The organism is Chryseobacterium sp. CH25 (assembly GCF_004119455.1).
Classification (GTDB): domain Bacteria; phylum Bacteroidota; class Bacteroidia; order Flavobacteriales; family Weeksellaceae; genus Chryseobacterium.
Genome location: NZ_NRQT01000001.1, coordinates 696670 through 715555, shown reverse-complemented (window position 1 = coordinate 715555; position 18886 = coordinate 696670). Strand labels below are relative to the sequence as shown.

General features: G+C 36.2%; 16 protein-coding genes. 9 read left to right on the top strand and 7 right to left on the bottom strand.

Going from position 1 to position 18886, the window contains the following annotated elements; genetic code table 11:
- Positions 1-205 precede the first annotated feature (205 nt).
- A complete protein-coding gene (locus BOQ64_RS03170; protein WP_129056099.1) occupies positions 206-1582 on the bottom strand; it encodes a PQQ-dependent sugar dehydrogenase in 1377 nt (458 codons plus the stop codon).
- Positions 1583-1798: 216 nt separating this feature from the next.
- Here BOQ64_RS03170 and secD point away from each other — a divergent pair, with 216 nt between their 5' ends.
- The 3 genes from secD to BOQ64_RS03155 all read left to right on the top strand — a co-directional run bounded on the left by secD (position 1799) and on the right by BOQ64_RS03155 (position 6994).
- Entirely contained in the window at positions 1799-4693 is a 2895-nt protein-coding gene (secD, locus tag BOQ64_RS03165; protein ID WP_129056101.1) for a protein translocase subunit SecD, read from the top strand.
- A gap of 298 nt (positions 4694-4991) precedes the next feature.
- Complete coding sequence (locus BOQ64_RS03160) at positions 4992-6212, top strand: TCR/Tet family MFS transporter (RefSeq protein WP_129056103.1); 1221 nt, start codon at positions 4992-4994, stop codon at positions 6210-6212.
- A 47-nt stretch (positions 6213-6259) separates the two neighbouring features.
- Positions 6260-6994, top strand: coding sequence for an arylamine N-acetyltransferase family protein (locus tag BOQ64_RS03155; RefSeq protein WP_129056105.1), 735 nt, complete (start codon positions 6260-6262; stop codon positions 6992-6994).
- A gap of 145 nt (positions 6995-7139) precedes the next feature.
- Here the strand turns inward: BOQ64_RS03155 and BOQ64_RS03150 are convergent, their stop codons facing one another.
- Positions 7140-8087 (bottom strand): hypothetical protein, encoded by a 948-nt coding sequence (locus BOQ64_RS03150; protein WP_129056107.1) that lies wholly within the window; start codon positions 8085-8087, stop codon positions 7140-7142.
- A 328-nt stretch (positions 8088-8415) separates the two neighbouring features.
- Here BOQ64_RS03150 and BOQ64_RS03145 point away from each other — a divergent pair, with 328 nt between their 5' ends.
- The 5 genes from BOQ64_RS03145 to BOQ64_RS03130 all read left to right on the top strand — a co-directional run bounded on the left by BOQ64_RS03145 (position 8416) and on the right by BOQ64_RS03130 (position 10681).
- Entirely contained in the window at positions 8416-8754 is a 339-nt protein-coding gene (locus BOQ64_RS03145; protein WP_129056109.1) for a twin-arginine translocase TatA/TatE family subunit, read from the top strand.
- Between the two features lie 3 nt (positions 8755-8757).
- Positions 8758-9324 carry a phosphatase PAP2 family protein gene (locus BOQ64_RS03140; RefSeq protein WP_129056111.1) on the top strand — a complete coding sequence of 189 codons (567 nt, stop codon included), beginning with the start codon at positions 8758-8760 and terminating at the stop codon, positions 9322-9324.
- Positions 9321-9851 carry a hypothetical protein gene (locus tag BOQ64_RS03135; protein ID WP_228448114.1) on the top strand — a complete coding sequence of 177 codons (531 nt, stop codon included), beginning with the start codon at positions 9321-9323 and terminating at the stop codon, positions 9849-9851. Before BOQ64_RS03140 ends, BOQ64_RS03135 begins: the two co-directional genes overlap by 4 nt.
- Positions 9848-10132, top strand: a complete 285-nt coding sequence (locus BOQ64_RS23640; protein ID WP_228448112.1) for a tetratricopeptide repeat protein — start codon at positions 9848-9850, stop codon at positions 10130-10132. The genes BOQ64_RS03135 and BOQ64_RS23640 overlap by 4 nt, the downstream gene beginning before the upstream one ends.
- Before the next feature lie 93 nt (positions 10133-10225).
- Positions 10226-10681, top strand: a complete 456-nt coding sequence (locus tag BOQ64_RS03130; protein ID WP_129056112.1) for a tRNA (cytidine(34)-2'-O)-methyltransferase — start codon at positions 10226-10228, stop codon at positions 10679-10681.
- 29 nt (positions 10682-10710) lie between these two features.
- On the opposite strand, the gene BOQ64_RS03125 is transcribed toward BOQ64_RS03130, so the two are convergent.
- Positions 10711-11184, bottom strand: a complete 474-nt coding sequence (locus tag BOQ64_RS03125) for a 23S rRNA (pseudouridine(1915)-N(3))-methyltransferase RlmH (protein WP_129056114.1) — start codon at positions 11182-11184, stop codon at positions 10711-10713.
- Positions 11185-11533: 349 nt separating this feature from the next.
- Here BOQ64_RS03125 and BOQ64_RS03120 point away from each other — a divergent pair, with 349 nt between their 5' ends.
- Positions 11534-12547: a YihY/virulence factor BrkB family protein gene (locus BOQ64_RS03120; RefSeq protein WP_129056116.1), complete on the top strand. Its 1014-nt coding sequence runs from the start codon at positions 11534-11536 to the stop codon at positions 12545-12547.
- On the opposite strand, the gene nhaA is transcribed toward BOQ64_RS03120, so the two are convergent.
- From nhaA to acs, 4 genes are all read right to left on the bottom strand, one after another.
- On the bottom strand, positions 12544-13722 hold the full coding sequence (nhaA, locus tag BOQ64_RS03115; protein ID WP_129056118.1) for a Na+/H+ antiporter NhaA: 1179 nt from the start codon (positions 13720-13722) through the stop codon (positions 12544-12546). The genes BOQ64_RS03120 and nhaA overlap by 4 nt on opposite strands.
- A 2-nt stretch (positions 13723-13724) precedes the next feature.
- Positions 13725-15935 carry a RelA/SpoT family protein gene (locus BOQ64_RS03110; RefSeq protein WP_129056120.1) on the bottom strand — a complete coding sequence of 737 codons (2211 nt, stop codon included), beginning with the start codon at positions 15933-15935 and terminating at the stop codon, positions 13725-13727.
- Positions 15936-16044: 109 nt separating this feature from the next.
- Positions 16045-16410 (bottom strand): hypothetical protein, encoded by a 366-nt coding sequence (locus BOQ64_RS03105; protein ID WP_129056122.1) that lies wholly within the window; start codon positions 16408-16410, stop codon positions 16045-16047.
- 544 nt (positions 16411-16954) lie between these two features.
- The gene (gene acs / locus BOQ64_RS03100) at positions 16955-18883 is read right to left on the bottom strand and encodes an acetate--CoA ligase (protein WP_228448206.1); all 1929 of its coding nucleotides are present in this window, start codon (positions 18881-18883) and stop codon (positions 16955-16957) included.
- Positions 18884-18886: the final 3 nt, after the last annotated feature.

The following is an 18886-nucleotide window of genomic DNA, read 5'->3' as shown; positions in this document are numbered from 1 at the left end:
AGCCTATTGAAATAGAAGGATCTGGATTCCTACGGAATGACAAACTGCATGTGTAATTTTAATTATATAAAAAGTCTGATTCAGTTCCATGATACAAAAATATTTGTGCATTCGTGGCGATAAAACAGTTGAGTGAAATTCCTTTGTGGATTTTTTTTGCTACTTATTTACAAATATCATTGCGTTTCGTTTACAGTTAGGAATATTATTTAATAACAATTTTCTGACTGTAAGACTTATACTCTCCGGATTTCAGATTGATAAAATAAACCCCGGCAGGAATTTCCGAAATATTAATCCCTTTTTCATTAGTGATGTGATCTGTTGCTAAAACTTTTCGTCCGTCTGCACTGATGATCTCTGCTCTTACGTTTTTGTCTTTAATTCCACTGATGAAAATTTCTTTTGAAGCGGGATTGGGATAAATTTTGATAGCTTCTGAAAGATCATTCTCACGAGTACCTAATGTTCCGGTTGTAATTTTAAAAATTTTTCCACTTTCTACTCCTGCTACATAAAGCTCTTTTTGAGAATCCTGTCCAAAAGAAGAAAAACCGTTTCCGCTATAGGGAGATGTCCATATGATTGAATTATCTGTGTTCAGGATCCCTATCTGATTAGAACAATAATCGGCAAAGAAATATTTTCCCTGAAGTGATGAATATTGGGTACCTCTGTAAACATAACCACCCGTAATAGAGCATTTTCCACCGGAATGATCATACACGGCGACAGGAAATGTCATAGTAGACTGTGCAGCGCATCCTGCAGTGTTGTAAGCGTTATTTCCTTCGTAACAGCGCCATCCGTAATTGATTCCTGCCTGTGATATAGGCATTTTGTTGATCTCTTCTATGGCTCCCTGGCCTACATCTGCAATCATGGCATTTCCGGTGGTGAGGTCAAATGAAAACTTCCAGGCGTTTCGAAGTCCGTAGGACCAAACTTCATCGGCACCATCAATACCAGCACCTACAAAAGGATTGTCGGATGGAATATTGTATGGAGTTGGGTCTGTGGCATTCACATCTATTCTCAGCATTTTTCCTAGCAATACATTTTTATTCTGAGCATTGTTATTGGGATCTCCGCCACTTCCGCCGTCACCGGTTACCGCCCAAAGTTTTCCGTCAGGAGCAAAATGAATACTTCCGCCGTTATGGTTAGCAAAAGGTTTGGGAATGTTCAAAAGGATTTTTTCAGAATTGGGATCGGCTACATCCGGATTGGTGGGATTAACACTATATCTTGCCAGAATAATATTTCCTGCTGTGTTGTTATAATACACAAAAAAATACCCATTGGTTGAGTATTGTGGATGAAAGGCAAGTCCTAAAAGTCCTCTTTCCCCATTAAAAGTAATTTTTGAGGAAATATTCAGAAAATTTGTTGGGTTAATTGTCCCATTAGGCTGAATTATTTTTATCATTCCGTTCTGTTGAACCACAAATAACCGGCTGTCGTTGGCGTTTGTAATCTCGACCGGACTGGTTAATCCGGTGGCAAATTCCACCAAATTAATGCTTTGAGCATTAACAATTAAGGAAGAAAAGATACTTAGGCTAAAAAGTAGATTTTTCATAATATTGTGATAGTTAAGGTGTTGATCTATGAATGAAAATTTTATACCAATTAAATTTTGAAAACTTCGCTATGATACTATGAAATAATTGTTAAATCTTAAATGGAAATCAGAATACTGATATATCTGAAAATAAACCATTTCTGTTGTTAAAAATTCATAAAATACAAGAAAATCATTATATTTGCCGACTTAATTTAACGTAGTTATAACAAAATGCAAGGAAAAGGACTTATTACAATTGTTGCTATTGTCCTGGGGTTGATTTGCTTAAACGAGCTATTACCAACCTGGTACGCCAGCAAAATTGAATCGCAGATCGAAGCTGCGAAAGGAAACGAGAAAGAGATCAAACGAATCAAGGAAGATACTCTTAATCTTGGGTATACGAAGCTTTATTATTCTAAAGCTAAGGACAAGGAAATGAAACTAGGTCTTGACTTAAAAGGAGGGATCAACGTTCTATTGGAAATCAACCAGAGAGATTTGGTAAATGATTTAACCAATTATTCTACAAATCCTGTTCTTATTGAGGCTTTAAACAAGACTGATGAAGCTCAGAAAAACTCAACAAAATCTTACATCGACAATTTCTTTGAACAGTTCGATGCGGTTAACAAAGCAAAAGGTACAAACCTAAAGCTTGCTGATCCGGAACTTTTCGGAAACACAACTTTATCTGAGATCAAGTATAATACTACTGATGAGCAGGTAAAAAGTATTGTTAAGAGAAGAATTGATCTTTCTGTAGGAACAGCTTTCGAGGTAATCAGAACGAGAATTGATAAGCTTGGAGCAATCCAGCCAAACGTTCAGAGAGTACCTGGTACAGCTAGAATTTCTGTAGAGATGCCTGGTATGAAGGACATCGATAAGGTAAAGAAAATGCTTCAGACTTCTGCAAAACTTCAGTTCTGGGAAGTACAGCAAATTCCTGAAATGGCCCCTTATTTCCAGACATTAACAACTATGGTTGCTGCAAAAGGAGATTCTATGGGAGTTGCAAAGAATGTGAACTTCATGAACCTTTTACAGCTTGACAAATTAAGAACTAATGGTGTTGCCAACGTAAAATTGTCTGATACTGCTGCTGTAAACAAAATCTTGAACAGCAAAGTAGGTATGGCTTTACGTCCTGCAAACATTAAATATACACAGTTCATGTGGGGTTACAAACCTGAATCTACAAGTCCTGATGATTTGGTATTGTATGCGATCAGAAGTAACATCAACCAAAAAGCTCCGGTAGACGGTGCCGTAGAAACTGCAAACATTAGCTATGACGAACTTGGAAGAGTAGTGGTAGACATGCAGATGGATTCTAAAGGTGCTAAAGAATGGAAAACTTTAACTGAGAAAAACGTTGGAAAACCAGTAGCTGTAACACTTGATAACAGAGTATACACTGCTCCAAACGTTGTAGGTGCTATCCCTAACGGGAGAACTCAAATCTCTGGTAACTTCTCTCAGGAAGAAGCTAAAGAATTGGTAGACGTTTTAGGTGCTGGTAAATTACCTGCAGGTGCTAAAGTAGTTCAGGCTACTCAGGTAGGTCCTTCATTAGGACAGGAATCTATCAACGCAGGTATGATTTCATTTGCAATCGCATTCTTAATTATCATTGTTTATATCATTTTCTATTACGGTGGTGCAGGGGTGTACGCTGTAATTGCAATGGTAATTAACCTTTTCTATATTTTCGGAATTATGGATTCCGGAGACTTCACTCTTACGCTTCCTGGTATCGCTGGTATCGTATTAACGATGGCTATGGCGGTAGATACGAACGTAATTATCTATGAAAGAACGAAAGAAGAATTATTTGCCGGTAAGAGCATCTTAGAAGCTTATAAGGACGGTTTCAAACACGCCTTAAGTGCGATTATTGATGGTCACTCTACTACGTTATTAACAGCAGTTGTGTTGTTCTTCTTCGGAACAGGACCTATTAAAGGTTTCGCATTAACGTTGATGATCGGTATTATCATGACATTGTTCACTTCTGTATTATTATCAAGAGTGATGATTTTCCACAGACTGAATAAAGGAAAACATCTTTCTGTATGGACTCCACCTACGAAGAACTTATTTAGAAATACTTGGATTGACTTCATTGGAAAGAGAAAATATGCATACATTGTATCCGCTGTATTAACAGTGATCTGTTTAGTATCAATGTTTACTCACGGTTTCAAATATGGTATTGATTTTACCGGAGGTAGAAACTATGTAGTAAGATTCGATAAAGAAGTTAACGCTAACGATGTTGAAGAAAAATTAGTAAAACTATTCAAAACTGAAGATGGTAAGAACTCTTCTGTAGAAGCTAAAACTTTCGGAAACTCTAAGCAGTTGAAAATCTCAACAGATTACCTTATTGAAGATGAATCTTTAAAAGCTGACCAGACTATTGAGCAGAAGTTATACGAAGGATTAAAAGGAGACCTTCCTTCTACGATCACTTTAAATGACTTCAAATCTGCAGACAAAGACCACGCGGGTATTATTTCATCTGAAAAAGTAGGACCTACTGTAGCTGATGATATCCAGACTCACGGTATCCTTGCAGTAGTTGCTGCATTGGCTGGTATCTTTATCTATATCTTATTCAGATTTAGAAAATGGCAGTTCTCTTTAGGTGCTGTAGCAGCATTATTCCACGATGCGGTTATTATTTTAGGAACGTATTCATTACTTCATAAATACATGCCGTTCAACATGGAGATCAATCAGGATTTCATTGCGGCGATCCTTACTGTATTAGGATACTCAATCAACGATACGGTAATTATCTTCGACAGAATTAGAGAATATCTGAGAGAGAAGAAATCTTTAACGTTAGCTGGATTGTTTGATGACTCTATTTCAAGTACATTGGGTAGAACATTCAACACTTCATTCACTACAATCTTAGTGATCCTTGCGATCTTCATCTTTGGTGGTGATAACCTAAGAGGATTCATGTTTGCTATGTTAATCGGTATTGGATTCGGTACTTATTCATCTATCTTTATTGCATCGGCAATTGCTTATGACTTCCTTAAGAAAGGAAAAGAAGATGAAGTACATGGGAAGACTACTTCCGATAAAGAAGTACTTGCTTCAAAATAATACAAACTACAATAAATTAGTAAAAGCCTTTCGAAAGAAAGGCTTTTTTTATTTCCCGTTAGCTCTTTATTTTGCTTAATAATCCTCACTTGTGATTTTTTGAATAATTTTCTGTATCTGAAATCAGATCTTTTTATTTTATGGTTGCCAAATTTTTAATTGTTCGTTCTTTAACTTGTTGGAAATAATATAAAAGCAAATCGTTTTTTAATATAATTCTGTCATTCAATATTATACTTCTTTAATATCATAAAATTTAGAACCATTATTTTTAAGATTTGATTAATTTTGCACCATCATGGAAAATTCAAAGAAAAAAGCAGCTATAGGCTTTATATTTATTACTTTACTGATTGATATTACGGGATGGGGAATCATTATTCCTGTGGTTCCTAAATTAATTGAAGAGTTAATTCATGCAGATATCAGTGAGGCCGCAAAATATGGTGGCTGGTTGGGATTTGCCTATGCATTTACGCAGTTTATTTTTTCTCCATTGGTAGGAAACCTAAGTGACAAATACGGGCGCAGACCTGTTATTCTGATCTCGCTTTTCGGTTTTGCGGTGGATTATATTTTCCTGGCACTGGCTCCAAGTATTTGGTGGCTGTTTCTGGGAAGAATTATTGCGGGAATTACCGGAGCAAGTGTAACTACTGCAAGTGCTTATATTGCAGATATTTCTACGGACGAAGACAGAGCAAAAAACTTTGGACTGATAGGAGCGGCCTTTGGTCTTGGTTTCATTATAGGACCTGTGCTGGGAGGTGTTTTAGGACATTATGGTGCAAGAGTTCCTTTTTATGCAGCTGCAGGCTTATGCCTTCTTAATTTCCTTTATGGTTATTTTATTCTTCCTGAAAGTTTAGATAAAGATAAAAGAAGAGAGTTTGATTGGAAACGAGCTAACCCAGTAGGTTCTTTCAAATTCTTAGGAAAACATCCGGAAATTTCCGGACTTATTACCGCATTGATTTTGATTTATATTGCGGGGCATGCTGTACAGAGTAACTGGAGCTTCTTTACCATGTATAAATTCAACTGGACAGAAAGAATGGTGGGAATTTCATTGGGCGTTGTAGGTTTGCTTGTAGGTTTGGTACAGGGACTTTTAATCAGATGGACTACCCCAAGGCTGGGAGAGCAGAAGAGTATTTACTACGGTCTTACCATGTATGCAATAGGACTGTTATTGTTTGCTTTTGCATCAGAAGGCTGGATGATGTTTGCTTTCTTAGTTCCCTACTGTTTAGGAGGAATTTGTGGTCCGGCTTTACAGTCTGTGATTACGAAAAGTGTTCCTTCCAATGAGCAAGGTGAGCTTCAAGGAGCGTTAACCAGTTTAATGAGTGCAACTTCAATTATTGGTCCGCCCATGATGACTAACCTTTTCTACTTCTTTACGCATGATGAAGCGCCTTTCAAATTTTCAGGTGCTCCATTTTTCCTTGCATTTGTTTTAATGGCTATTAGTGTAGTCATAACTTATTCTGCTTTTAAGAAGAAAGGGAAGATATAATAAAACTAGAGAGATACTGTAATGTAGCTATTGCTTAAATTCTAATTATGGAAGATTTAAAATTAGAAAAATACTTCAAAAGAATTCACTATTCCGGTGATTTTGGAGCAAATATGGAGACTTTGAAAAGAATCCATCAGCTGCATCCTCAATATATCCCTTTTGAAAATATAGATTCTTATACAGGGATTGTTCCTTCATTGGATTCAGAACATATTTTCCGAAAATTGGTTATCGAGTCCAGAGGCGGTTATTGTTATGAGCAGAATCTACTCTTGAGTGAAGTGCTGAGATATTTAGGATTTAAAGTCCAGCTGCAGTTGGGTAGAGTAGTGTGGCTGAGAGATGAAAACAGTAGTGCTGCCAAAACCCATTTATTACTGATTGTTGAATTAAATGATCAAAAATATCTTGTAGACTGTGGTTTCGGAACAGCAACACTCACCAGTCCTTTACTTCTTGATGAAGAAGAACCACAGCAGACTCCTAATGAAGAGTTTAAAATCTCACAGAAAAATGGAGCCTATATACTCTGGACCTGGAGAGAAAAGTGGTTACCGGTTTATCGTTTTGAGCTTGAACATGTAGAATCTCTTGATCTTGATATCTGCAATTGGTATCTGGCTACTCATCCTGAGTCTAATTTCAGAAAAAATCTGGTCTTTTCAAAGGTAGATGAAAATGCAAGATATACTTTTAATAATCAGATATTAAATATCAGGAAAAAGAAGGGGAGAAAGAATCAGTTTCTATTGAAAGTGATACTCAGCTGTTCCAAATAATGACAGATGTATTTGGTCTGAAAGAAAATGCCATAGAACTTCTGAAACAGAAAATATAAAAATATCATTGATTAGAATCGAATAAATAAAGGGAAGCTGTTAACAGACTTCCCTTTATCATTTAAAAATTTTATATTCTATGAAACTAAGGATATAATGATTTTACTCCATTGCTTACCATATTACTGCCTAATCCAGAGAATGATACCGAGAATTTACTGGCATTAAAGCTTAAAGATCCTGTTGGAGTACAGAGTCCTAACGCATATTGGCATTGTCCGTAAGCACCCGTTTTTTTCGTAACCTTGCTTTCACTTTTTGCTTTTCCTAAGCTGATGTTGGCCCAGTCATTAACATCTGCATTGGATACAGATGAACCGGTATAGTAAATCGTAATCTGATAACCCATTTCACCTCTTTTAGATCCCCAAAGCCAGCTGGCTGTCCACCATTCCTTATACCATTTGGATGCTACTTTTGCAGTGGCTCCCGCATTTGAATTTTCTACCGTTCCTCTTGTGTCCATCACAATCAGACCACCAAGCACATTATCCCAGATAATTCCGGAATCATTATAGAAACAAAGACTTGTAAATTTCCCGTTTTTATTGCTCCAGATCACTTCCATTACGTTGGTTCCTGTTTTTATTTCTTCAGTCATCATTTCTTTTAATCCGGTTTGAGCAGTGTTCAGATCATCACCTACATAAAGATCATTAATTCTTCCTAATTTTACTGTAGAAAGATCCATAAGGTTTCCTATCGCAATAAATTGGTCTTTATCAGTAATAAGGCTTTTGGAAATCTCAATCCCTTTTTGGGTTGAAATTTGTCCAATTACTTTTACACCGGCAATCTGCAAATCGCTTTTCAGATATTTTTCAAGACTTTTTTGAGATTCATCTAACTGGGCCTGTACAGTACCGGGAATGGTTTGTGAAATAGAGGTGGTTTCTTTTTGCAGGTCAGCAGTGGTAAGTTTGGTCTGAACAGTTTCCTGTTTTGTGATTTCACTGTTCTCATCACTACAGCTGTTGAGTGTCAGTGCCGATAATACGGCCATAAATTTAAAGGCAGTAACTAGTTTTTTCATAATATTTTTAATTTAGGTTGTGTGTAGTAAATATAATTAAATGTTGTGTAATTCTCAATATTTTGAATTAATTATTTGTTAATTTGATAATGAAAACTGTTTAGAAAAGGAGTTTGGAAAAAGAAGTAATTGTCAGAGACAATAGAAGAAAAAGCTTAGGTAATAGAAGAAAAAAAGGCGATTAGGATTTAAAGATATACAACTATAAACATTAAACCCTAAACAATAAACCTTGAACTTTAAACCTGTCTTTTACTCAAAATCTTAAAATTTGTTTAAATTTTTAGTTTACAGCAAATAAATGTATAATCTTTCGTAATTTTACAGCATGGAATTAAGCATTGGAGAAATGGCATTGATTGCAATAGCAATCGTTGTATTATTCGGTCCGGATAAACTGCCTCAGATTGCGCGTGACTTAGGTGCAGGTGTTAGAAAAATGCGTGGTGCAGTGGAAGATATCAAAACTGAGATCATGAAGGAAACAGATAACCCTGTTTCTGAGATTAAACGCGAAATTGAGAAAGTAAAAGATGCTGCCAAAGATTTTAATCCGATGAAGGATATTGAAAAAGATATTCTTACAGAACCTGCTTCTACTACTCAGGAACCTCCAAAACCAAAGCCTGCCGATGATGAAACTTACGAAGGGCCTGTAAGCAGATAATGTATGGAGGAAATTATTCAGGAAGATAAGCAGGTATTTCTATACCTTAATAATTTGGGCGATCCGGCCTTTGATCAGTTCTGGATGTTGATTTCCAGCACATGGATCTGGGTTCCGCTTTATATTATATTCCTCTATTTTTTATACAAAAATTACAAACTAAAATCTTTAGTTTTTATTCTTATATTTTTAGCACTGGGAGCTACGGTTTCAGACCAGCTGGCAAGTGTATTCAAATACGGAGTGGCAAGGTTAAGACCATGTCATGATCCAAGTCTGGAACATTATATGAGAATCGTGAAATGTGGTGGACAGTATGGATTTTATTCTGCACATGCGTCCAATACATTCTTTTTAGCCGCCTTTTTAAGTATTTTGCTTAAAAATAAACTTAAATGGTTTCCTTATGCTATATTTGTATGGGCTATAGTGGTTTCCTACAGCCGAATATATTTAGGAGTGCATTTTCCAATTGATATTTTGGTGGGGGCGTTTGTTGGATCTTTATTGGGAGTGATATTTGGTGCACTTGCCAAAAAAGTAATCAACAAACAAAATATAACTTCATGAAAAAATCTTTATTAGTTTTAGCTGCAGTCAGTCTCTCTCTGAATTTCTTTGCCCAGGATAAAAAAATAGCTGAAGAATGTTTTAAAAAAGCAGATTATAAATGTGCTGAAGAACAATATTCCAAACTGGCAGATAAAGAGCAGATCCGAAAAATTCAATCAGAATATTATAATTATCTGGGAACAGCGCAAAGAAGATTAGGAAAACCCAATCTTGCTTTGAAATCATATGATATGGCTTTAAAAACCAATCCGATGTCTGTTTCCGTATATGAAAACCTTTCTTCATTATACAGCCAGAAAGGAGATAAGAAAAAAGCTCTGGAATATATTGAAAGCGGACTTAAAGTAGATGATAAAAGTGCTGATCTGTATCTTACACGTTCCAAAATCTATGAAATTCAGGATAAGAAAGAGTTGGCTAAGGCAGATCTTAACCATATTCTCACTTTTGCTCCGGATAATATTTATGCCAAAACCGGGTTAGCTAATCTGAAAAAAATCATGGGGAACTGGAAGAAGCATTGAAAGATTATAATAAACTTATTGCTGAAAAGCCGGAGTCACTACTGTATAGCGGAAGAGCAGATGTTTATCTGAAAATGAAAAGAAATAAGGAAGCCCTTGCAGATGTTAACAAGGCGATGTCCATTGATCCGAAATTTTCCCAGGCATATGTAACGAAAGCACTGATCCTGTTTAATACAGCAAAGCCAAAAGAAGCCTGTGAAAACCTTGACAGAGCTGTTAGTTTAGGGTATGAGAAAGCTGTATTAGCGGATTATTACGCTAAATGCGTTAAAAAATAGTACTTATTTTAAATTGAAATCATCAATATAAAACAGCTGAATATAGTTTAGTACTTATCTTTAGCTGTTTTTTTATTCATATAAAAAATATACATGTTAAATGTCGTTCTTGTAGAACCTGAGATCCCTAACAATACGGGAAATATCGGTCGCTTATGTGTGGGAACAGAATGTAAACTGCACTTGGTTCACCCCTTCGGATTTGTAATTAATGATAAAAACCTGAAGCGATCCGGATTGGATTACTGGGTACATCTTGATGTTACTGAATATGAAAATGTAGAGGAATGGATAAAAAGCATCCCGGACCCATCACGTGTTTTCTTGATGAGTTCACATGCTGAAAAGTCATATCTGGAAAATGATTTTCAGGATGGTGACTGGCTGGTATTCGGAAAAGAAAGTGTTGGACTGAGCCAAGACGTTTTAGACCAATTTGAAAACCATTTAACCATTCCGATGTCAAAACTGATTAGAAGCTTTAATATTGCCAATTCTGTAGCGTTTGTGGTAGGAGAGGCTAAAAGACAGATCGGTTTAAAAGGATAATCTGTTTTTACAGTTTAAGAAAGTGACTTTTAATCATTATGATAAGGCTTTCCCTGAAGGATCTGATCTGCACGGTAAAGCTGTTCCACAATAAAAAGGCGGATCATCTGATGAGTAAAAGTCATTTTTGATAATGACATCTTTTCATTGGCTCTGCTATACATATCTTCTGAAAAGCCGTAAGCTCCTCCAATCAGGATATGGACTTTTTTTACAGAAGAGTTCATCCAGGTATCTATTTTCTGAGAAAATTCACGGCTGGTAAACTGTTTCCCTTTTTCGTAAAGAATAACAACCAGATCATTTTTATCAATATGATTAAGGAAAAGTTTGGCTTCTTCTTTTTTAAGGAGATCCGATGACAGGTTCTTGGCATTTTTAACATCAGGAATCTCGGTAATTTCAAAATTCCAGTGCTTGGGAAGACGGTTCAGGTAATAATTAATAAGAGATGTAATTTCCTTATCGTCCGTTTTGCCGATACAAAGTAAACTGATTCGCATTGTAAGAAGTTTCAGGCGGCAAAGATAGTGATTTTTACCGGTTGTAGCTTGGGGATAAATATTTCAAATTACTGTATATTATTTACAACAATTTAAAGAATCACTGTGTAAATACATTTTTTAATTATTTTAATAGTTTACAGTTAATCTGAAAAGGATCATAGTTATAAAAGGGAAATGGTTCTGAATTTTATAGTGAATGCAGATAAGTCGCTATTCTATATAATTTACATTGGGAGACAGGAGAGGGAAAATGTTTATATTTGTAGTAGAGATCAAGAAAATATCTTTAAAAACTCATGTTTTTTAATATTTGATCTTTTGGCTAATCACAAAATTGCAGCAATAGATGAGTGTAAAGGTTCCCAGATTTATCCTGAAGGTTCAGGAGTTTTTTGATGACATCCATATTCCTGTTTTGGGAATATCGCTTTGGCAGATGTTTCAGATTTATATCTCCGGGATTTTTAAAGGAAAAATAGGGCGAAAAGCCGCCGCAATTTCCTGGAGCTTTACCATCAGTTTATTCCCTTTTATTCTTTTTCTGCTTTCTGTACTGCCTTATATGCCGCATTATGACAAGCTTCAATTCTATATTTTTGATGTGCTGATGCATAATGTTTTCCCATCCAATATGGAAGGAGATGTGAGAGGTTATATTGAAACCAATATTATCCCCAATATGAAAGGAATCAGTAACCTTACCATCATATTGGCACTTATTTTTGCAACCAACGGTACTTTCTCCCTGATTAACGGATTCAATGAAAATACAGAAGAAAAGCTAAGTGATGTGAAGGAATTTATCCTCTCATTTTTTATTACAATAGGCTTTATTACTATTGTATTTTTAGCCCTTTTTGGAGTCTATTATGTAGAAGTTGTTATGAAGCTTTTTACTCCGGCTTATGATGTAAGCTGGCTGGTAGATAACCTTTCACGTATTATTGGATTTGTTTCGTTTCCACTGTTTTATTTTATTCTTTTAACCCTGTTTTACTGGTTGGGCACTGTGAAAATTACAAGATTCAGACAGGCTGTTCCGGGAGCAATCCTTACAACCATATTATTTGTGGTTACTACTTATATTTTTGCGATCTATGTGAAAGATATTGCCCGTTATAACGTTCTTTACGGATCCATCGGCAGCATGATCCTGTTGATGGTCTGGGTGAATGTAAATGTATATCTTTTACTCTTCGGAAATGAATTGAATATGGCGATCAGAAAGCTAAGAATAGAAAAGTTACTGTCTGATGAAATTCAGAAAGAAACGGTTCATTATCACGCTCAGGTTACAGAGCCAAATTTTGAAAGTGATGAAGAACACAGAAGAAGGTTGGGAGACCAGAAGAAGAATTAATCTTCTTCCGGTTCCATATTTCCTTTAGAACTTAGACTTAAGATTGTAAATCCTAGAATTGCTGCAATAAAAGAAGCAATCAGAATAGCAAATTTAGCTTCATCCTGAATTACAATTTCTCCTTTAAATGATAATAAGGCAATAAAAATGGACATGGTAAATCCAATTCCGGCCAGAAGACCTACGCCAATCATCTGAGTCCAGTTACTGTTTTGTGGTAAAGAACTAAGCTTTAATTTGATGGCGATCAAAGAGAATAAGTTAATTCCGATGAGTTTTCCAAGAATCAGTCCGCAGATAATTCCTAATCCTAATGTGCTTGTAACGCCTGCCACCATTTCATTTGAAAACGTAATATTGGTATTCGTTAAGGCAAAAACAGGCATGATTAAAAAGCTTACGGGAATATGCAGCTGATGTTCCAGTTTTTCCAGAGGTGAAATTTCAACATTAGATGCATTGGTAGGAATAGAAAAAGCCAGTAAAACTCCTGCTATTGTTGCGTGAATTCCGGAGTGATGCAGGAAATACCATAAAAATAATCCCGGAATAATATAAAATATTGTTTTGGTAACTTTTAAAAAATTCAGAATAAACAAAAGTGCTGTTACTCCAAAAGAGAGTAGAAGGTAGCTCCAGTGAATCTGATCAGTATAAAAAATAGCGATCACAAGAATAGCTCCCAGATCATCTACAATAGCTAGTGCTGCCAGGAATATTTTGATTGAATTAGGAATTTTCTTTCCTAGCATTGAAATAATAGCTAAAGAGAAAGCAATATCAGTAGCCATCGGAATTCCCCAGCCATTGCTGTATTCCGTTCCGGCATTGAAAATACTGTAAATAACTGCCGGTACAAGCATTCCGCCTACTGCAGCAAAAATAGGTAATGAAGCATTCTTAAAAGAAGAAAGTTCGCCTTCTACAAGCTCCCTTTTAATTTCCAATCCTACCAAAAGGAAGAATACGGCCATAAGACCATCATTAATCCAGATGCTGACAGGATAATTCAGGTCAAAAAGGTGAGTCCCTACTTCCTGATCTAAAAAGTTCTGAAAACTTCCTGCAATAGAAGAGTTCGCGATAAGTAATGAAATAAGCACGCAGAAAATAAGGATGATTCCTGAGGCCTGACTGTTGTTGAAAAATTTTTTAAAATAAAGTGATAAATTCATGTTTATGATTGTAGTCGTCTCACTCTGGAGACTCCATTAATATTCTTGAGCTTCTTGAAGGTTTCCTCCAATTGCCCCTTATTCTTGACTTCAAGATTGATGTTTCCGGTAAAAACTCCATTGTTGGATTCAATAGACATACTTTTCATGTCCATTCCCATACTTCCACTGATGACCGTTGTGATATCGTTAATCATACCCATTCTGTCAAGACCTTCAATTTCGATTTTTACTCGGTTTTTGAAGCTTTCTTCATTTACCCACTTAGCAGGAATAACACGGTAGTCATATTGTGCTCTAAGGTTAATGGCATTCGGACAGTTATCGCTGTGTACCTTGATTCCATCAGAAATGGTAATAAATCCGAAGATTTTGTCTCCCGGAATTACCGTACAGCATTTTGCATAGGTATAATTCAGCCTTTCTTCATCCTTTCCAAAGACAATCATATCAAGGTTTTGCTCTTTCGGCTCCTCGTAATGAGTGTTTTTGGACGGGGATTTTCTGAATCTGGAAAGTAAGTTGTTGAATACGTTTTTACTTTCAATATATTTTCTTAAGCTGCTTGCATCCAGCTCATTGGTCTGGAATTTAAGGAACAGCTCCTGTGATGATTTTAAATTAAAGAACTTCTGTAATTTATTAATTTCTTCATCATTGAAATTGATTTTCGCATGACGCAGTTTTCTCTGTAAAGTTTCCTTTCCTTCTTCCACCAGCTGATTTTTCTGGGAATTCAGGTAACTTTTAATCTTGGATTTAGCCTTGGAAGTCACTACAAATTCCAGCCAGTCAGACTTAGGCTTCTGATTTTGGGAAGACAGAATATCTACCTGATCTCCATTTTGAAGAACGTAGGAAATAGGAACCAGCTTTCCATTGATTTTTGCTCCCAAACACTTCATTCCCAGATCGGAGTGAACTGAAAAGGCAAAATCCAGTGCGGTGGCGTTGGTTGGCAGGATCTTAATTTCCCCTTTTGGCGTAAATACAAATACCTCTTTTGAATAAAGGTTCAGTTTGATATTATCCAAAAGTTCAGAAGTGGAAAGGTTCTGCTGCTGTTCAAGGACTTCACGGATCTCCGTAACCCATTTTTCAAAATTACGGTCATCAGAACTTTGTTTATAACCTTCTTTGTATTTATAATGTGCTGCAACCCCTTTTTCAGCAATTTCGTCCATTCGTTCTGAACGGATCTGTACTTCAATCCATTTTTTATCAGGCCCAAGAACGGTTAAATGTAAACTTTCATAACCTGTAGAACGGGGTTGGGTGATCCAGTCACGCATTCTTGACGGGTTACTGTGATAAACGTCCGTAACAATGGAGTAGATCTTCCAAGCCAGGAATTTCTCGTTTTTAGCATCCGATTTATAGATAATTCTGATGGCATAGTTATCGAAAACCTCTTCAAAAGAAACTCCCTGCTTCAGCATTTTTCTGTAAATAGAAGAAATTGCTTTTGCACGGCCTTTGATGGTGAAATTTAAGCCTTCTTCTTTCAGTCGCTCAGAAACTTCAGTTTTGAATTCTTCAATATATCTTTCACGGCTTTCTTTGGCCAATTCCAATTTCTCCGTAATTTCATTGTATACCTCAGGATTATTGTACTTTAAAGAAAGGTCTTCCAGCTCAGATTTGATATTATACAAACCAAGACGGTGAGCCATTGGTGCATAGATATAAACTGTTTCTGAAGCAATTTTTTTCTGCTTGTCCGGAGCCATGCTTTCCAGTGTCCTCATATTGTGAAGACGGTCTGCAATTTTAATCAGAATAACTCTGAAATCCTCAGATAGTGTAAGCAGTAATTTTCTGTAGTTTTCTGACTGTACAGAGATATTCTGATGATTCATGATGGATATTTTGGTTAATCCATTCACAATACTGGCGATTTTCTCACCAAAAATCTTTTTCAGATCCTCATAAGTGTAGTCAGAGTCCTCAATCACATCATGCAGCAGTGCACAGGCAATAGAAGTAGCACCCAAACCGATTTCTGTTGCTACAATCTTAGCTACAGCGATTGGGTGGTAGATGTAAGGCTCGCCGGATTTTCTTCTTTGGTCCTTATGAGCATCCAATGCAATATCGAATGCTTTCCGGATAAGTTTGTTGTTTTCCTCATCCAGCGTCCTGTATGTGTTAGAAATCAGATCCTTATATCTAGCAAGGATCTCTTTGTTCTCTTGTTCTAAATCGTAACTCATTTGTGCAGATGCCTATATTTAGACGAAAATACGAAAAATTTTACTTTTTTCAAACATAAAAAATCCGTAGTACGCACTACGGATTTCCGGTTATTAAGTTTTATATTGATTAGAATTTCACCTCTGAATTCATACCGTCACTTGCGGTTTTAATTTTAATATCGGGACTATTATGGATTTCAGCCCTGTTTCTGGCATCGATATATCTTTTAATGGTTTCATAATTAGCCTGATCGATGCTCATATTTTCGAATAAATAAGTTTTAATAACTGCATTTTGTGCAAAAATGCTCCGGGCACTATCCGCCTGGCTACTGTCCTTTACCGCCACACTTGCCAGGTATTGGGCGTTACTCGCTTCACTGTTAAGATATACAATGTAATCGGAACTAGGAATCCCTGAATTTTCCAGATCACTCTCAAGCTTTTTGTAATCGCTATGGTGCTCAAATAGCCCAGCTAATATATTTGACATAATTAATGGGTTTTAAAGTTGTATTAAAGATAATAAAAATTTCTTATTTTTTTAATGTAAAGGCAAAAAAAATCATCTATTAATATTTTATCTATAATGTAATGTTAAAATGTTTGAAAATATCTATTGAACGGATGTTTGATTTTGTGAAATTGTCAATTTTTTTTTAAAACCTATGGGGTAGTAGTAAATTCATCAGTCCTGCTCATATGAGTGGATCTGACACTTTCCTGTAAATTAACTCTAATTTTCTGATTTCGATTAATTGATGCCTCATGCAGATGTAGCAGATCAAGCAGATTTAATAATTACCGGATAATATTTTGCCTTCTGTTGTTCTGAACGGAGCAAAGCATAGTGAAGAATCTCCCAAATTCATCAATTCTTCTGAAAAACAGCTGTAATTTCCCTTTATTGTTATAGCATAAACATCTGCTAAATTTGCAAAATCTGCGAAAGTTTAAAAGAAATAATATCCATACAGAAAGAAAAAAGAGACCATCTCAAAGTCGAAATAGCCTCTTTTTTATTATTTGAAATTTAATTAAATTCTTTCGTTTTTAATCTCATCTACAATTTCAGGATTCAGTAAGGTGCTTATATCTCCAAAGTTACTGAAATCTCCCTCAGCAATTTTTCTAAGAATTCTACGCATAATCTTACCGGAACGTGTTTTTGGAAGCCCCGAAACGAACTGTATCTTATCCAGCTTGGCAATAGGTCCGATCTGATCAGCAATCAGCTGATTGATTTCTTTCTTAAGATTTTCCTTATCACGGCCTTCTCCGGTTTCTTTAAGCATCACATAACCATATAAAGCATTTCCTTTAATGTCATGAGGATAACCTACAATAGCAGATTCAGCAACAGCAGGATGTTGGTTGATGCTGTCTTCGATAGGAGCGGTTCCAAGATTATGTCCTGAAACAATAATAACATCATCTACACGCCCTGTAATTCTGTAATAACCTACTTCGTCTCTCAGAGCGCCGTCACCCGTGAAATATTTTCCAGGGAAAGCGGTAAAATAAGTTTCTTTATATCTTTGATGATCGCCCCAAATTGTTCTTGCGATTCCTGGCCATGGAAAACGGATACATAGGTTTCCGGTTACCTGATTACCTGTAATTTCGTTACGTTTGTCATCCATCAAAACAGGTTGAATTCCAGGTAGAGGAAGGGTAGCGTAAGTAGGTTTGGTAGGCGTTACAAAAGGAAGTGGTGAAATCATAATTCCGCCTGTTTCGGTTTGCCACCAGGTATCTACAATCGGACATTTTTTCTTACCAACGTGATCGTTGAACCAATGCCATGCTTCATCGTTAATAGGTTCTCCTACAGATCCAATCACTTTTAAAGAACTTAGGTCGTGTTTGTCTACCCATTCTGCACTTTCTTTGGCTAAAGAACGGATAGCGGTAGGAGCGGTATAGAATTGAGTAATTTTATGTTTCTCAATGACTTCCCAGAAGCGGTCTGGTTCAGGGTAGGTTGGAACTCCTTCAAAAATGACAGTAGTGGCTCCGTTCAATAATGGTCCGTAAAGAATATAGGAGTGGCCGGTAATCCAGCCAATATCAGCTGTGCACCAATAAATATCGTTTTCCTTATAATTGAATACATTTTTGAAGGTATAAGCTGTGTACACCATATATCCGGCGCAGGTATGAAGCATTCCCTTTGGTTTTCCTGTAGAACCGGAAGTGTAAAGAATGAAAAGAGGGTCTTCAGAATCCATAATAACGGTTACGAAATCAGCAGAAGCTTTTTCATACAGATCAGCCAACCAGTAATCCCTGTCTTCTTTCATTTTGATTTCGTTGTGAGTTCTTTTAACTACCAGAACTTTTTCAACAGTTGGAGTCTTTTCCAAGGCTTCATCAACAATACTTTTCAGGTCCAGAACTTTATTTCCTCTGTAACTTCCATCGGATGTAATCACCATTTTGGCTTCACAGTCATTCACTCTGGAAGATACAGCAGAAGCAGAGAATCCGGCAAAAATAACAGAATGAACAGCTCCCAGTTTAGCACACGCTAGCATGGTAATCGCAAGTTCAGGAATCATTGGAAGATAAATGCAGACTCTGTCTCCCTTTTCAATACCCATATCTCTTAAAACATTGGCTGTTTTATTGACACGGGTGTATAGTTCATTGTATGAAATATGCTGTGCTTCCTCTTTCGGGTCGTTCGGTTCCCAGATGATGGCTGTTTTGTCTCCTCTTATGGCAAGATGTCTGTCCAGACAGTTTTTGGTAATATTAAGTTTGGCATTTTTGAACCATTCAATTTTAGCTTCATTCATATCGTACTTAACAACCTTGCTCCATCTCTGATACCAAACAAAGTTCTGATCGGCTACCTTATCCCAGAATTTCTTTGGGTTTTTGATAGACTTTTTATAATCTTCAAAATATTGTGGTAAATCTTCTATTAAGTAATTTCTCATATCCTTTTCGTTTTTTGAAATTTG

Coding starts and splice junctions, on each gene's coding strand:
- BOQ64_RS03125 (WP_129056114.1), bottom strand. CDS start 11,184: ATGCGAATCAGTTTACTTTGTATCGGCAAAACGGACGATAAGGAAATT.
- BOQ64_RS03110 (WP_129056120.1), bottom strand. CDS start 15,935: ATGAGTTACGATTTAGAACAAGAGAACAAAGAGATCCTTGCTAGATAT.
- BOQ64_RS03105 (WP_129056122.1), bottom strand. CDS start 16,410: ATGTCAAATATATTAGCTGGGCTATTTGAGCACCATAGCGATTACAAA.
- BOQ64_RS03155 (WP_129056105.1), top strand. CDS start 6,260: ATGGAAGATTTAAAATTAGAAAAATACTTCAAAAGAATTCACTATTCC.
- BOQ64_RS03120 (WP_129056116.1), top strand. CDS start 11,534: ATGAGTGTAAAGGTTCCCAGATTTATCCTGAAGGTTCAGGAGTTTTTT.
- BOQ64_RS03150 (WP_129056107.1), bottom strand. CDS start 8,087: ATGAAAAAACTAGTTACTGCCTTTAAATTTATGGCCGTATTATCGGCA.
- BOQ64_RS03140 (WP_129056111.1), top strand. CDS start 8,758: ATGGAGGAAATTATTCAGGAAGATAAGCAGGTATTTCTATACCTTAAT.
- nhaA (WP_129056118.1), bottom strand. CDS start 13,722: ATGAATTTATCACTTTATTTTAAAAAATTTTTCAACAACAGTCAGGCC.
- BOQ64_RS03130 (WP_129056112.1), top strand. CDS start 10,226: ATGTTAAATGTCGTTCTTGTAGAACCTGAGATCCCTAACAATACGGGA.
- BOQ64_RS03170 (WP_129056099.1), bottom strand. CDS start 1,582: ATGAAAAATCTACTTTTTAGCCTAAGTATCTTTTCTTCCTTAATTGTT.
- secD (WP_129056101.1), top strand. CDS start 1,799: ATGCAAGGAAAAGGACTTATTACAATTGTTGCTATTGTCCTGGGGTTG.
- BOQ64_RS03135 (WP_228448114.1), top strand. CDS start 9,321: ATGAAAAAATCTTTATTAGTTTTAGCTGCAGTCAGTCTCTCTCTGAAT.
- BOQ64_RS03160 (WP_129056103.1), top strand. CDS start 4,992: ATGGAAAATTCAAAGAAAAAAGCAGCTATAGGCTTTATATTTATTACT.
- BOQ64_RS03145 (WP_129056109.1), top strand. CDS start 8,416: ATGGAATTAAGCATTGGAGAAATGGCATTGATTGCAATAGCAATCGTT.